The organism is Granulicatella balaenopterae, assembly GCF_900111135.1.
GTDB classification, from domain to species: Bacteria; Bacillota; Bacilli; order Lactobacillales; family Aerococcaceae; genus Granulicatella; species Granulicatella balaenopterae.
The window spans coordinates 19,100-32,224 of the sequence record NZ_FOGF01000027.1; the positions used below are offsets into that span (position 1 = coordinate 19,100).

At 35.3% G+C, this 13,125-nt stretch carries 12 protein-coding genes, 1 rRNA gene and 2 riboswitches; of the genes, 1 reads left to right on the forward strand and 12 read right to left on the reverse strand.

Annotated features, from left to right (window positions below; genetic code table 11):
* The 9 genes from BMX09_RS06845 to BMX09_RS06885 form a co-directional block, all read right to left on the reverse strand.
* Complete coding sequence (locus BMX09_RS06845) at positions 1 to 834, reverse strand: hydroxyethylthiazole kinase (RefSeq protein WP_089747078.1); 834 nt, start codon at positions 832 to 834, stop codon at positions 1 to 3.
* A gap of 1 nt (position 835) precedes the next feature.
* Positions 836 to 1,363, reverse strand: a complete 528-nt coding sequence (thiW, locus tag BMX09_RS06850; RefSeq protein WP_089747080.1) for an energy coupling factor transporter S component ThiW — start codon at positions 1,361 to 1,363, stop codon at positions 836 to 838.
* A gap of 53 nt (positions 1,364 to 1,416) precedes the next feature.
* On the reverse strand, positions 1,417 to 2,073 hold the full coding sequence (locus BMX09_RS06855) for a CbiQ family ECF transporter T component (RefSeq protein WP_089747082.1): 657 nt from the start codon (positions 2,071 to 2,073) through the stop codon (positions 1,417 to 1,419).
* On the reverse strand, positions 2,066 to 3,436 hold the full coding sequence (locus BMX09_RS06860; protein ID WP_089747084.1) for an ABC transporter ATP-binding protein: 1,371 nt from the start codon (positions 3,434 to 3,436) through the stop codon (positions 2,066 to 2,068). Before BMX09_RS06860 ends, BMX09_RS06855 begins: the two co-directional genes overlap by 8 nt.
* On the reverse strand, positions 3,429 to 4,004 hold the full coding sequence (locus BMX09_RS06865; protein WP_089747086.1) for an ECF transporter S component: 576 nt from the start codon (positions 4,002 to 4,004) through the stop codon (positions 3,429 to 3,431). The genes BMX09_RS06860 and BMX09_RS06865 overlap by 8 nt, the downstream gene beginning before the upstream one ends.
* 139 nt (positions 4,005 to 4,143) lie before the next feature.
* Positions 4,144 to 4,233, reverse strand: a riboswitch (TPP riboswitch).
* 408 nt (positions 4,234 to 4,641) lie between these two features.
* Positions 4,642 to 4,731: riboswitch (TPP riboswitch) on the reverse strand.
* 819 nt (positions 4,732 to 5,550) lie between these two features.
* Entirely contained in the window at positions 5,551 to 5,934 is a 384-nt protein-coding gene (locus tag BMX09_RS06870; RefSeq protein ID WP_089747088.1) for a hypothetical protein, read from the reverse strand.
* 19 nt (positions 5,935 to 5,953) lie between these two features.
* Positions 5,954 to 7,051: a PIN/TRAM domain-containing protein gene (locus tag BMX09_RS06875; protein ID WP_089747091.1), complete on the reverse strand. Its 1,098-nt coding sequence runs from the start codon at positions 7,049 to 7,051 to the stop codon at positions 5,954 to 5,956.
* Between the two features lie 106 nt (positions 7,052 to 7,157).
* Complete coding sequence (radA, locus tag BMX09_RS06880) at positions 7,158 to 8,546, reverse strand: DNA repair protein RadA (RefSeq protein WP_089747093.1); 1,389 nt, start codon at positions 8,544 to 8,546, stop codon at positions 7,158 to 7,160.
* Positions 8,547 to 8,575: 29 nt separating this feature from the next.
* The gene (locus tag BMX09_RS06885; RefSeq protein ID WP_089747096.1) at positions 8,576 to 9,142 is read right to left on the reverse strand and encodes a dCTP deaminase/dUTPase family protein; all 567 of its coding nucleotides are present in this window, start codon (positions 9,140 to 9,142) and stop codon (positions 8,576 to 8,578) included.
* A gap of 298 nt (positions 9,143 to 9,440) precedes the next feature.
* Between BMX09_RS06885 and BMX09_RS06890 the strand changes: the two genes are divergently transcribed.
* The gene (locus BMX09_RS06890; protein ID WP_089747098.1) at positions 9,441 to 10,544 is read left to right on the forward strand and encodes an ABC transporter ATP-binding protein; all 1,104 of its coding nucleotides are present in this window, start codon (positions 9,441 to 9,443) and stop codon (positions 10,542 to 10,544) included.
* A gap of 370 nt (positions 10,545 to 10,914) precedes the next feature.
* On the opposite strand, the gene BMX09_RS06895 is transcribed toward BMX09_RS06890, so the two are convergent.
* The 3 genes from BMX09_RS06895 to rrf form a co-directional block, all read right to left on the reverse strand.
* On the reverse strand, positions 10,915 to 11,832 hold the full coding sequence (locus tag BMX09_RS06895; RefSeq protein WP_089747100.1) for an aldo/keto reductase: 918 nt from the start codon (positions 11,830 to 11,832) through the stop codon (positions 10,915 to 10,917).
* 43 nt (positions 11,833 to 11,875) lie between these two features.
* Positions 11,876 to 12,592, reverse strand: coding sequence for a hypothetical protein (locus BMX09_RS06900; protein WP_089747102.1), 717 nt, complete (start codon positions 12,590 to 12,592; stop codon positions 11,876 to 11,878).
* 439 nt (positions 12,593 to 13,031) lie between these two features.
* A 5S ribosomal RNA gene (gene rrf / locus BMX09_RS06905) occupies positions 13,032 to 13,125 on the reverse strand; the annotation flags it as partial.

Consider the following 13,125-nt stretch of genomic DNA (forward strand, 5'->3'; position numbering starts at 1 on the left):
TTACTTCACCTCTCCTTTAATAGCCCCATACCAATCTCTTTGCTTTTGTAAATCTGCTAATTGATTGAATAAATCATTTCTAAAATCATACAGCCCCTTTGTCTTTGTAAAGGCTTGTTCACCACAACAATTCAGATAACTAATCGCAAACATAGCCGATACTACCGCTGAATATCCTTCTGCTAAGAATACAGCCATTAAACCTCCGACTATATCACCAGTTCCCGTTACTTGATCTAGGGCAAATACCCCATTTTGTAATAGTAAGTGTTGCTGTGATGAAACAATCAAATCCCTGACTCCTGTTGCTACAAAGACCGTCTTTGGATAGCCAAGCGTCATTTCTTGGAATTTTTCACGTAATTCCTCAATTGCTTCTGTTGTTTGATCAGCCATATGACCATCTACCCCGCGTGCATGAGTCGCTAAACCACATAAACTACGCATTTCTGAGAAGTTTCCCTTCACAATTTTAGGCTCTTTTTGTAATAATTCTTCTACTAGGCATCTTCTAAGTGAAGATACCCCTACCCCAACTGCATCCACTACTATCGGGCACAAGACTTTACCTGCATAATCACTTGCTAATAAAATACTTTTTTCCTGCTCCTGTGATAAATGTCCCAAATTAATGAATAAGGCATCTGCTTGCTTTAAAAAATCCTTAACCTCACGTGAATCACTTGCCATTACTGGCTTGGCGCCCATAAATAAAATCGCATTGGCCACTGATTCTGATGTAATACTATTCGTAATGCAGTGAATTAACGCTTGTTTTTTCAATGGGAAAACTTGCGTTAACTGCTCTTGATAGCTTTCAATGATTCTACTCATATTATTTACCTTCTTCTTTTTTAGAATTTTTGAATAGTTGTTGTAATTGCTGATAGATGGGAACTTTCGATAGTTTGATTAATACTAAAAAGGCGATAATCGACCCCGAAATAGAACCTCCAAAAAATATTGGTGTATAGACTAACCAAAATAACCCATTTGTACTTCCTGTAAACCAAACCATCACCGGATATGATAATAATGAGCCAATGAGGCCTGTTCCAATAATTTCACCCATAATTGCTCCCAAAACTTTAGGGTAATAAGCATATAACCAACTTGCTAAAGCGGCTCCAAAGACTGCTCCTGTTAATGCAAGCGGTGGAATACTTAAGACTAGCATTCGAATAATCCCACAAATTAATGCCATTAACACCGTATATAAAGGCCCCATAAACGTTGCTGCAATAACATTTACAACACTTGACATTGGTGCCATACCCTCAATACGAAACAAAGGAGATAACACAACATCGACTGCAATCATCATCGCTAAAATACTTAATTTTTTAATTTTGTCACGTTCCATACCTTTCCTCCCACTACTCCTTTATATCAACTTCCTTAGACATAAAACTTGCATCATAATGAATAAAGATATACTATAATTTGAAAAGTTATAAATACCAAACCAATCATTCCCAGACTAATCGGTGCAGCTTTGTAAGTAATATAATGCGTTCTTACTGCATTTTCTTGATAACCATGCGCTCTCATTGCAGTTGTATACTGTTTGCTCCATAAAAAACTCGTCATAATAGCTTTTACATAAAACATCGGTGACCAAATATATAATTTTTTGCCACGTAATACACTCGCCTTAGAGACCGCATCGACTTCTTGAAGTATCATCGGAACCGCATGCACCACTACCAATAATCCATACACAAAATTAGCTGGCATCCCTTTTTGTTCTAGCACCAATAACAATTCTTCTAAATCAATTCCCAATGCCAAAAATAACCCCAATGCCGCATATGCATAGGTTCTTGTTAGATAAATAATCGCCACCGATGGATCTGTCGCATGTAAGTAAAAAGACCAATAATTTGCTAAGGCTGGTAATAAAGGAACCAATGCCAAAGCTATCACACTACGATATTGCCTTTTCAAAAGAAAATAAAGAACCGTTAAGCCAATCACAAAGACATTCACCATCACCGACTTCACAAAAGCTAACTCAAAAGCCATTACTAATAAACTAATCGCTAAGGGTAGTTGATAAGATTTTTTATTCATAAACGATTCCCTCCTGACTACTAATAGCACTTAAAGTCTTATTAGAAAGCTCAATATGATGGTCGCTATAGCCAGATATCGGTGCCAAACGATGCGATACAATCACAAAATCACACTCATTTGATAAATCCTTTATCCACTGCATAAAATACTGACAAGTAGCGCTATCCAACCCAGTAAACGGTTCATCTAATAATAATAATGGCACATCCAAACTTAACATCACCACTAATTGCACTATCTTTTGCTGCCCCCCACTTAAATGATAGACACTTTTAGTTAACCATTCCTCCATGCCTAAATCTTTCATCGCCTGTTGTTGTCGCTGCCTTTTTTGTTGACTTTTTGGTGGTGAAAATTGCAATTCCTTCTCCACAGTAACTGCCACATATTGCTTAGTTGCTTCTTGAACAATTAAAGTTAACCATTGATAGATTTTCCGACGTCTTCTTAAGCGATTCATCTGATAAAACATTTTACCGCGATAGGGGTGTTGTTGAACAATCGCTTTTAAAAGAGTTGATTTTCCTGAACCATTCACTCCTGTTAGTGTGGTAATTCCTTTTTTAATACTAATCGATGTATCTTCTAATAAAAGCTTCTGTTTTTGTTTGATTGTTACATCTGTTAGGGTTAAGACTTGTTTGGTAGATGCTTTAGCTGTAGTTAACTCATAAGAAGGTACTTGTTCTTTTAATTGGCTAACTGGTTTAAAGACTAGTTTTTGCTGTTCTAATGATATGAACTGATCCACCACTTCTGCATAATCTGAATAATCATGATCGGTAATAATAATCGTTTTCCCTGCTTGTGCTAATCCTTTTAATACAGTAATTAGCTCTTTACGACTACTTGGATCCACACTAGCAAAAGGTTCATCTAATAAGATAAATTGTGGCAACTGTACTAAAAGAACCGCTAAAGCCGCCCTTTGCTTCTCCCCACCTGATAAAGTATTAAGCGATTGGTCTAATATCTCTTCCACTTTGGCTTGTTTAATAGCCATACGAATCCTCTCTGGCATCTCTTCTACTTTTAAGCACTGATTTTCTAAAGCAAAATATAATTCACGGCGCAAAGTCTTCATCGTAAATTGTTGTGAAGGATTTTGAAAGACTAAACCGACTTGTTGAATCACTTCAAAAGAACGTAACTCTTGGTAGTCGACGCCATTTAACAGGATTTTACCTTGATAGTTCATTTCTGATAAACCTGCTAATAAATAAAATAATGTTGATTTCCCGCTACCAGTATCGCCTGTTAAAAGAATCATTTTCCCTTTTTCAAATTGAACATTTACTTGTTCTAATAATACTTGGTTTTGTCTTTTTAACGTTAGATTTTCAAGTGTAATATTAGCCATTATGAGCTCCTATTGATGATTCGATTTCTTGATAGATTTTCATAATTGCTTGAACTAAAAAGACATTAAAGAACGCAACTGAAATAAAACGAACCACCAGTAAGCCAATAATCATCATTGGTGAAAATTCCATATACCCATATTTAAAATATTCATAGATAAAACTTAATACTGTTGTACCTACTGCTCCATACCATAAAGGCAAGCTATCATAGCGTTTATATTTTGTAAGGGTAAATCCTAATTCGCTACCAGCCCCTTGAATAAGCCCTGAAATTAATACCCCTGCACCGAAATAACTACCATAGAGCATTTCTGCTAAAGCAGCTAAAAGTTCCCCTAAAATAGCTGTACCAGGACGCCTTACAATCATCGCCGCAACAGGTGCTGCAATCGTCCAAATTCCAAATAAAATCTGATTAGCAAATGGCGCATAACCATATATACTTAAAGTTGCCTCTAATGGCGCATATAAATACCCTCCACCCATAAAGACTGCTCCAAAAATAAATGCAATAAATGCTAATAATACTACTTCTTGTAATGACCATGCTTTTCTTTTTTCCATATCTAAACTCCCCTTCCTATATTATTAAATTTTTGCAACAAAAAAACACCCAATATTCTTATTAGGTGCCATTATCTCAGATTATCATTTAGGCTAATAATAACTTTCACTACTATCATAGAAGTCAATATTTATTATTACCTAAACTAGGACATTTCCCTTCGACGGCATTATCCGAATCAGGTTCTATGGGTATAATCTCAGCTTTTTAGCACCCCAAATGTTTATTTATTACTTTATTAGTATAGCATACTTCCAAAATAGCTTACAGAAAAAATAATCGCCTATCAATAGTCAAACTTTATTAATAGGCGATTTTGGTGTATTTTGACAGTAGATCAATAGGTTTACTGATTTTAACCCTATTTTAAGTTTTCAAATTGATGAATATTTTTCTTTTATAACTTGTGGGACAAACAAATTATAAAAAGATTCCTAATACTAATAATTTATTTCTGCTACACTTCTATTGTCTTTTTTGCCGCTTTCGTCTCCTTTCTTAGATTTCATTTGCAACAAAAAAACCTAACAACTCATTACTAGCTGTTAGGTGCTACTATCTCAGATTATCAACTAGTCGAATGCTTTGGTATAAACACTTATCCCTTCCCTAAATAACTGCTTTTCCAAATCACAATAGACTAACTAGACATTTCCCTTCGACGGCATTATCCGAATCAGGTTCTATGGGTATAATCTCAGCCTTTTAGCACCCCAAATGTTTGCTTGTTACATGTTGATTCTAGCACTAGAAAAAGTACTTGTAAATGCCTTTTAAATGCAGATATTTCACAATCCTTGTTGGTATCTACTATAATGATTATGTTTTATCGATAAGTATATTCTTTATACTGATGAAATAGTATTTCTACCCTATTAATCTATCTCTTATTACTTTTATAGTTCTTTAGCGGTTTTTTGTATTTTGGCAAACTTTTTCAGTTCTTTTTAACCAATTAATTGATTATCCACAAACAACTCTAGCGCTTCGACTTTACTTTTTAGCGTCAGTATCGACTTGCCTCATAAGTCCCACCCTTTCCTTTCTAAAAAAATGTGGACAGTTTATACTTATCCACAAAGTTATCCACATGTACACATGTTCGCCCACAGTATTTGGGGGCGTTTCTCTCTTTTGATCCATATATAGGTCAAGTATTTTTTTTTTACATTGCTTATCCTGCTTATTATTTTATTTTTTATCGAGTTATCCACTTAGCTATTGTTGATAACTTTAATTAAGTAGAAATCCCTCTATTATAAGGTTTCTAGCACTTTCTTGTTGATAAATTATCCACTTATCAACAGTTATCCACAAAAATGTGGATAACTCTTCTCCCTCTAAAACCTTATTATATTAGGCTTTTTAGCCATTAATTTTTTTTATTATTTATTTATCCTCAATAAGATGATTTTAGTTTTCCACAAAGTTATCCACAGACTTATCAACAATGTGAATACTCTTACATTGCAAATTTTTTCATTTTATATGATAAAAAAGAAGCTAAGCCCCATTTTTTTGGTACTTAACTCCTTTTCGATATGCTTATTCTGCGATTTTAAAATATGGATACAATAATAAACAAATTGTAGTCATTACTAATAATATTACCGATTGTACTAAACTTGTTCGGTAACGAATATACATTACGATCGCATTAACGACGATAAATCCTAAGATAATCGCACCTTGTTTTAATGAATCTTGCCATTTAATGGATTTTGTGAAGTCTTGTTTAATCCCCGCAACTGCCACAATCACAAATGCAGCTAGCCCAAAGACCATTACTCCTGCAACCATTTGATTAAAGGCTGTTCCTAAGTATTTGTCTAAAGAAAAGATATGTCTTGATGCTAAAAACATTGCGATAATAGCAATTGCTTCATATCCACAAGCAATGTGGGTAAATCGTTTTAAATATTTAATCATTATAATTTAGTTCCCCTTATTAATTACGTATTTTTTTCTGTGAATGTAGCGGTTTGGCAAAAATCATGCGTCCAGCTGCTGTTTGTAATGCGCTTGTAACCACTACTTCAATTGTTTTGTTCATATAGTATTGACCATCTTCTACAACAATCATCGTACCATCATCTAAATAAGCCACCCCTTGTTGTCGCTCTGTACCAGCTTTAATCACTTGGATAGTCATTGTCTCACCTGGAATAACAACTGGTTTCACAGCATTAGCTAAAGCATTAATATTTAAGACCGGTACATTTTGAAATTCACTGACTTTATTCAAGTTAAAATCATTCGTAACAATAATACCATCGATTGCTTTAGCTAAACGAATTAACTTACGATCAACTTCGGTAATATCATCATAATCACCCTCATAACTTTCCACATGAATCCCTTCTTCTTTTTGTAAAGCATTTAAAATATCCAAACCACGACGACCACGCACACGTTTTAAACTATCTGATGAATCAGCAATTAATTGTAATTCATTTAAGACAAAATTCGGAATCACTAAAACTCCTTCAATAAAACCAGTCTTCGCAATATCATAAATACGTCCATCAATAATCACGCTTGTATCTAATAATTTATATTTACGATAATTTTCATCCGCCTTACGTTCTAACACATGAGTATCTTCTGATTTCTTACGATTGATAACAAATACTTTACGCAATTCATCTCGACGAGTAGTTCCAATATAAAATCCTAAGTACCCTAATACTAAGCTTAGAATTAATGGTAAAATTTGGCTAATCGCTGGAATACCTAATGAAGATAATGGAATACTCGCTAAACCGGCAAGTAATAAACCGAAAATTGCTCCCACTAAGCCAAAAACTAAATAACTAACCGAAATTTGTGAGACATGCTTTTCAACACGTTGCAGTAATTTTAACAAGGTATTCATTAATGAAAATGATAAAAATAAGAATATAATTGCTCCGATTAACATATTACTAATTGATGAATTAATGAAACCATTGTTAATACCAACTAAATCCCAAAAGGCTGGCAAATATGCTGCTCCTAAACTACCACCGAGAAGCATAAAAACAACCGAAATAATTCTTTTTGTCATTTTGACTCCTCCTATTTTTGCTAATATGCAGATTTACTATTTTATTTTCTTTCTATGACACATTGTATTACTTTTTACATTACTAATAAGCTATTTATCATATTCATCATTTTTTGCTAAATACCTTATAAATAACTTCTTTTACTGATGAAACTGGCACCACTTCTATTCCTGGTGGCGCTTCCCAATCGCCCATATTATTCTTTGGAATAAAAATACGTTTAAAGCCTAATTTTTCTGCTTCGCGCACCCGATCACTAATACGGTTCACACGGCGAATCTCCCCTGTTAAACCAATTTCCCCAACGAAGCAATCATCAATATTCGTTCCTTGTTCTTTATAACTGGAAACAATACTCATAGCTGTTGCTAAGTCGATTGCTGGCTCATCTAACTTTAACCCACCTGCAGATTTGAAGTAAGCATCTTGGTTTTGTAGCATTAAGCCTGCTCGTTTTTCTAAGACGGCCATTAATAAAGCTACACGATTATAATCCAAGCCACTAGTAGTACGACGCGCATTCCCAAAGACTGCTGGTGTTACTAGACATTGTACTTCCGCTAAAATCGGACGACTCCCCTCCATTGATACGACGACTGCCGAACCAGTCGAGCCTGCCAAACGTTCCTCTAAGAAGATTTCTGATGGATTTAAGACCTCTTTCAAGCCATCTTGCATCATCTCGAAAACCCCAATCTCATTTGTCGAACCAAAACGATTCTTTACTGAACGTAAAATACGGAAACTATGATGCTTTTCCCCCTCAAAATAAAGAACAGTATCCACCATATGTTCCAACATTCTAGGACCAGCAATATTCCCTTCCTTAGTAACATGCCCAACAATAAAGATAGCAACTTGATTCATTTTTGCCAAACGCATTAAAGTAGCTGTCACCTCTCGTACTTGCGAGACACTTCCTTGAATACCAGAAGCTTCAGGATGGACCATAGTTTGAATGGAATCAATAATCACATAATCTGGTTTCATCCGTTCAATATGCGCTACAATCTGCGTTAAGTCCGTCTCAGGATAGATATAAAAACCATCTGAGGTCATCCCTAATCGCTCAGCACGCATTTTAATTTGTGAGGCACTCTCTTCACCAGATACATATAATACAACACCTTGTTGACGCTGTAATTGGCTCGATACTTGTAATAGTAAAGTTGATTTACCAATACCTGGATCCCCACCTATTAAAACTAAAGAGCCAGGAACAACTCCACCACCTAGAACACGATTCAATTCGCTCATCTCGGTCTTAACACGAATAACCGATTCACTAGCTACCTGATCCAAACGTAAGGGTTGTACGGTTTTATTTTCACTTGTGACGCTAACTAGAGAACGCTTCTCCACCGCACTAGGCGCCACGGTTACTTCTTCTTCCATCGTTGCCCATTCTTGACAATTGGGACAGCGACCTAATTCTTTCGGTGAAACATAGCCACAATTAGAACAGACATAACGAATAGATTTTTTTCTTGCCAACCTTCACCACTTCCTTTACTACTCTATTATTAACGAACGCCTGATGAACCAAATCCCCCCATACGATCCTTCATTTGACTTAAATCTTCCTCCCCATCCGCTTTTAAGAATGATAAAAAGATTCCTTGTCCAATTCTATCACCTTTTTTAATAGTCTTATCATACAAGCCAAAATTCAATAATTGAAAATAAATATGGCCTTCATTTTGAGTATTACCATAATAATCACTATCGACAATTCCTACACCATTTGGTAATACTAAAAAATGTTTTAAAGGATTACTTGAGCGGTTCGTTAATTGTAAATACTCATCTTCTTGCATATAAGCTTTAATCCCGGTCGGTACTAAGATTGGCACTAAAACATGCTCTTCTTTTTTAATAGATTCTGCTACTTCTTCCTTTGTTCCAGTGTAAATCCACTGGTGCATTTTAACCGCTGTATGCTTAAATAACATCTTCCAAATACTTGGTAATACAATATCCTCAGCCGCTTCAAAATCATATCCCGCTGAATGCTTCGTTGAGCGCTTAGGTAGATGAATATTTTGGTCTTTATAAGCGGTAATAATTTCAAATCCTCTTTTTCTTGACATAATCTTCCTCCAATTATCATAGTTCTATTCTATTTAATGATACCAAAGTTTTCGCTAAAAAAGTGGGAATTTTTAAAATATTTAAGATGAATTTTGTGTGAAAATAATGTACATCAATGCCCAATGTCATCTAGCACTAAGGCCTAGCAATTTTCATGAGTATTAAATAATTTCATGAAATAGATTTTTGTTCAACCTGCACAAAAGATATGACAAAAATTAGCCAGAGTTCCATAGTAAAAGTAAGCATTTACAATTATACTATAAATGTACTTAAATTTGAAAGGGGCAAAACACAATGGTACAAATGGAATTAAATCATATCTATAAACAATACGACAATGCTGACTTTTATTCAGTAACGGATTTTAACTTACATATTAAAGATCAAGAATTTATTGTTTTTGTAGGACCTTCAGGATGTGGTAAATCAACTACTCTACGTATGATTGCCGGACTAGAAGACATTACAAAAGGTGAATTCATTATTGGTGATACAGTCATGAATGATGTTGCGCCAAAAGACCGTGATATCGCTATGGTATTCCAAAACTACGCACTATATCCTCATATGACAGTTTACGATAATATGGCATTTGGCCTAAAATTACGTAAATACGATAAAGCAGACATCGATAAACGTGTTAAAGAAGCAGCTGAAATCTTAGGGTTAACAGAATACCTAGACCGTAAACCAGCCGCATTATCAGGTGGTCAACGTCAACGTGTGGCATTAGGACGCGCCATTGTTCGTGACGCTAAAGTTTTCTTAATGGACGAACCTTTATCAAACTTAGATGCTAAATTACGTGTACAAATGCGTGCAGAAATCGCAAAATTACACCGCCGTTTACAAACAACAACAATCTATGTAACTCACGACCAAACAGAAGCAATGACAATGGCTGACCGTATCGTTATTATGAAAGATGGTATCGTACAACAAATCGGTTCACCACAAGAAGTATATAATACACCAAATAATGTCTTCGTAGCTGGCTTTATCGGATCTCCTGCTATGAACTTTTTCCCTGTCACATTAAATGATGGTGTCATTACTAATGGCAAAGGTTTATCATTAGAATTACCAGAACCAAAACGTAAAATGTTGGAAGAAAAAGGCTATAATGGCAAAAAATTAATCTTTGGTATTCGCCCAGAAGATATCGAAAGTTCTCAAATTGCCATCGAAACCTACCCACAAACAGCCGTAAAAGCTGAAGTAGTTGTATCAGAATTACTAGGTGCCGAAACAATGCTTTATAGCCGTGTAGATGATACAGAATTCGTATGTAAAGTTGATGCACGTGACTTCCACAAACCAGGTGAAATTGTCGAATTAACATTTGATATGAATAAATCTCATTTCTTCGACAATGATACAGAAGAAGTTATCCGCTAAATTCCACTAACTCTAAGTTTCGTTAGTAATAGGAATTTTGCTAATTCGCCTACTAACACAAAATTTAATTAGAAAACCTCTAACAGGCTATAGTCATTTATAGCCTGTTTGTTTATAATAAATAACATACATCCCCACTCAATAAAATCTCACACAAACTGTAACGACAGCGCTGCTAAAAAAATAACACACCATCACTAACACTTCACTGAAATTTTAGAAAAAAACACCTCCATTTGCAAGCTCATAATGGTCTTATTTTCAACAATATCCTCAAAACAGCCAATACTTAAAAAAGTAGCCACCAAAAAAGTGACTACTCTCCAATCCATTTCACTAGTGCCTTAACTTTCAACACTAGCACTTTCTTTTATAATAATTTATTTCCTGCTGCACAATACAATTTATACCAATCTTCACGTGATAACTCAATATCCAAAGCCTTCACCAAACCACGCAATCTCACCATATTCATTGTTCCTACAATCGGCTGCATTTTCGCAGGATGACGCAAAATCCACGCAATCGCAATCGCCTCATCAGACACACGATATTTCTTAGCTAAATCATGAATCACTGTATTTAACTTCTTATAATCTTCATGATCAAAAAATACCCCATGTGCTAAATCAATTTGGAATGGTGACCAAACTTGAATACTTACCTCATTCAAGCGACAATAATCTAATAACTGACAATCACGCATAACAGCACGATCATTCTTAGTATTTACATTTACACCTGCATCAATTAGCGGTGTGTGTGCTAAACTAAATTGCACCTGATTAATAATTAAAGGCATATAACAAGCTCTTTGCAATAATTCAATTTGTAAAGAATTAAAATTACTAACACCAAAATAACGAACCTTACCAGTACGCAATAACTCCTCAAAAGCATCTGCCACCTCTTCAGGATCCATCAACACATCCGGACGATGCAATACCAATACATCTAAATAATCCATTTGAAGACGGTGCAACGTTTCATCAACAGAAGCCACAATATGTTCCTTAGAAAAATCATAATATCCTTGGCAAATACCACATTTTGATTGAACTAAAATAGACTCACGTGGAATATTCATACGCTTCATAGCCGCACCAAAAATACGTTCTGATTCACCATCACCATAAATATCCGCATGGTCAAAAAAGTTAATGCCTAATTCCAAAGCCTGTTCTAATACTTCAACCGCCTCATGAACTTCTAATTGCGCCATACGCATACACCCTAAACCAATACGTGGCGCCCGTAACATAGATTTCCCTAATGTAATTTGTTGCATATCTCATACCTTCTTTCGCTAATTTGCTTACTAACAATCCTACTTATCTTTTTGGTAATTCTTTTAATCTCTGCCTATTAAACCCATTATAACGAACTTCAATATTTTTTTCATGCTGAACTCCATCATTTTGCACCATATGAATCTCTAAAAACTCAACAAAATGAGTATCCTTATTAATCGAAATCCCCATATCAAGATAACTATTAGCTACAACTTGCAAACCTAATAAATGATAGACCGACTTCACAACATCCGCTGAGTCGCCCACATAAGACACCATATCATAGCTTACATCACTCTCCCATTTGACACCCTCTAAATTTGCTAATTCCTTAACAAATAACACTGTCTTTTCATATGGAATCGTCACAATATTTCCTAAAGCTGATTTTGGCGTCAAAGTCGGTTGCCACTCATTTTGGTGATAGCGAATCATACCAGTAGTCGCATTTGCCACCACCTCTGTTTTATCCTTCGCTACACCATTCACCTTATCAACCCGACTACCACTACCACCTTCTTGCAAGATGATTTGCCCATTAGCTACCGTTTCAAGATCAGGATTAGCCCCCTTCTCTCTCTCATAATTATATTCATTTTGCTTTAATAAAACATGATAACTCGTTAATTCTTTTTCAGAAGCTTCAATATCCAGAACTACATCAGCTGAACTTAGCTCTTGTTGACAAGCAGAAAGATTTACAGCTAGACACACTAAGCTGACATATTTTAGTACTTTAACCCTTATTTTCTTCATCCATCTAGCACTCCTTCCCTTACATCTATTATACCAAATTTTAGACAAGCTGTATTCGATTCCTACCAATATTTTACAATCTATTAAGAAACACCTCACCCATTAACATGTGGATAACTTATAAAAACACCAATCGCCTCATTTCTCCACATGTGGAAAACAAAACCTATCGCTTTATCCACAATTTCTTACAGCTTCCTTTCCTTACAATTAACCTATCTTCACTTATAACAATTACACTTACCAACACTTGCATGAATCTAGTTTACAATAGTTACTTTCTCCTAATATCACTAACTCTTACTAGCTCTTTTATGAATCTAGCCTATTGATAACAGTAACGTTTTCTATTAGACATTTCTTCCCTTACAATTTTATCTCCCTATAAAAACTCCAACAAAAAAAGCCCAAACATTTCTGCTTGAACTTTCTATCATGTGCATGGCAACGTCCTATCCTCGCAGGGAGAAACCCCCAACTACTATCGGCGCTAAGAAGCTTAACTTCTGTGTTCGAGATGGGAACAGGTGTGT

Bases quoted from the DNA above. Each gene is read 5' to 3' on its own strand.
- thiW (WP_089747080.1), bottom strand. From the start codon at position 1,363: ATGGAACGTGACAAAATTAAAAAATTAAGTATTTTAGCGATGATGATT.
- BMX09_RS06845 (WP_089747078.1), bottom strand. From the start codon at position 834: ATGAGTAGAATCATTGAAAGCTATCAAGAGCAGTTAACGCAAGTTTTC.
- BMX09_RS06875 (WP_089747091.1), bottom strand. From the start codon at position 7,051: ATGACAAAAAGAATTATTTCGGTTGTTTTTATGCTTCTCGGTGGTAGT.
- BMX09_RS06870 (WP_089747088.1), bottom strand. From the start codon at position 5,934: ATGATTAAATATTTAAAACGATTTACCCACATTGCTTGTGGATATGAA.
- BMX09_RS06865 (WP_089747086.1), bottom strand. From the start codon at position 4,004: ATGGAAAAAAGAAAAGCATGGTCATTACAAGAAGTAGTATTATTAGCA.
- BMX09_RS06885 (WP_089747096.1), bottom strand. From the start codon at position 9,142: ATGTCAAGAAAAAGAGGATTTGAAATTATTACCGCTTATAAAGACCAA.
- BMX09_RS06855 (WP_089747082.1), bottom strand. From the start codon at position 2,073: ATGAATAAAAAATCTTATCAACTACCCTTAGCGATTAGTTTATTAGTA.
- BMX09_RS06890 (WP_089747098.1), top strand. From the start codon at position 9,441: ATGGTACAAATGGAATTAAATCATATCTATAAACAATACGACAATGCT.
- BMX09_RS06895 (WP_089747100.1), bottom strand. From the start codon at position 11,832: ATGCAACAAATTACATTAGGGAAATCTATGTTACGGGCGCCACGTATT.
- BMX09_RS06900 (WP_089747102.1), bottom strand. From the start codon at position 12,592: ATGAAGAAAATAAGGGTTAAAGTACTAAAATATGTCAGCTTAGTGTGT.
- BMX09_RS06860 (WP_089747084.1), bottom strand. From the start codon at position 3,436: ATGGCTAATATTACACTTGAAAATCTAACGTTAAAAAGACAAAACCAA.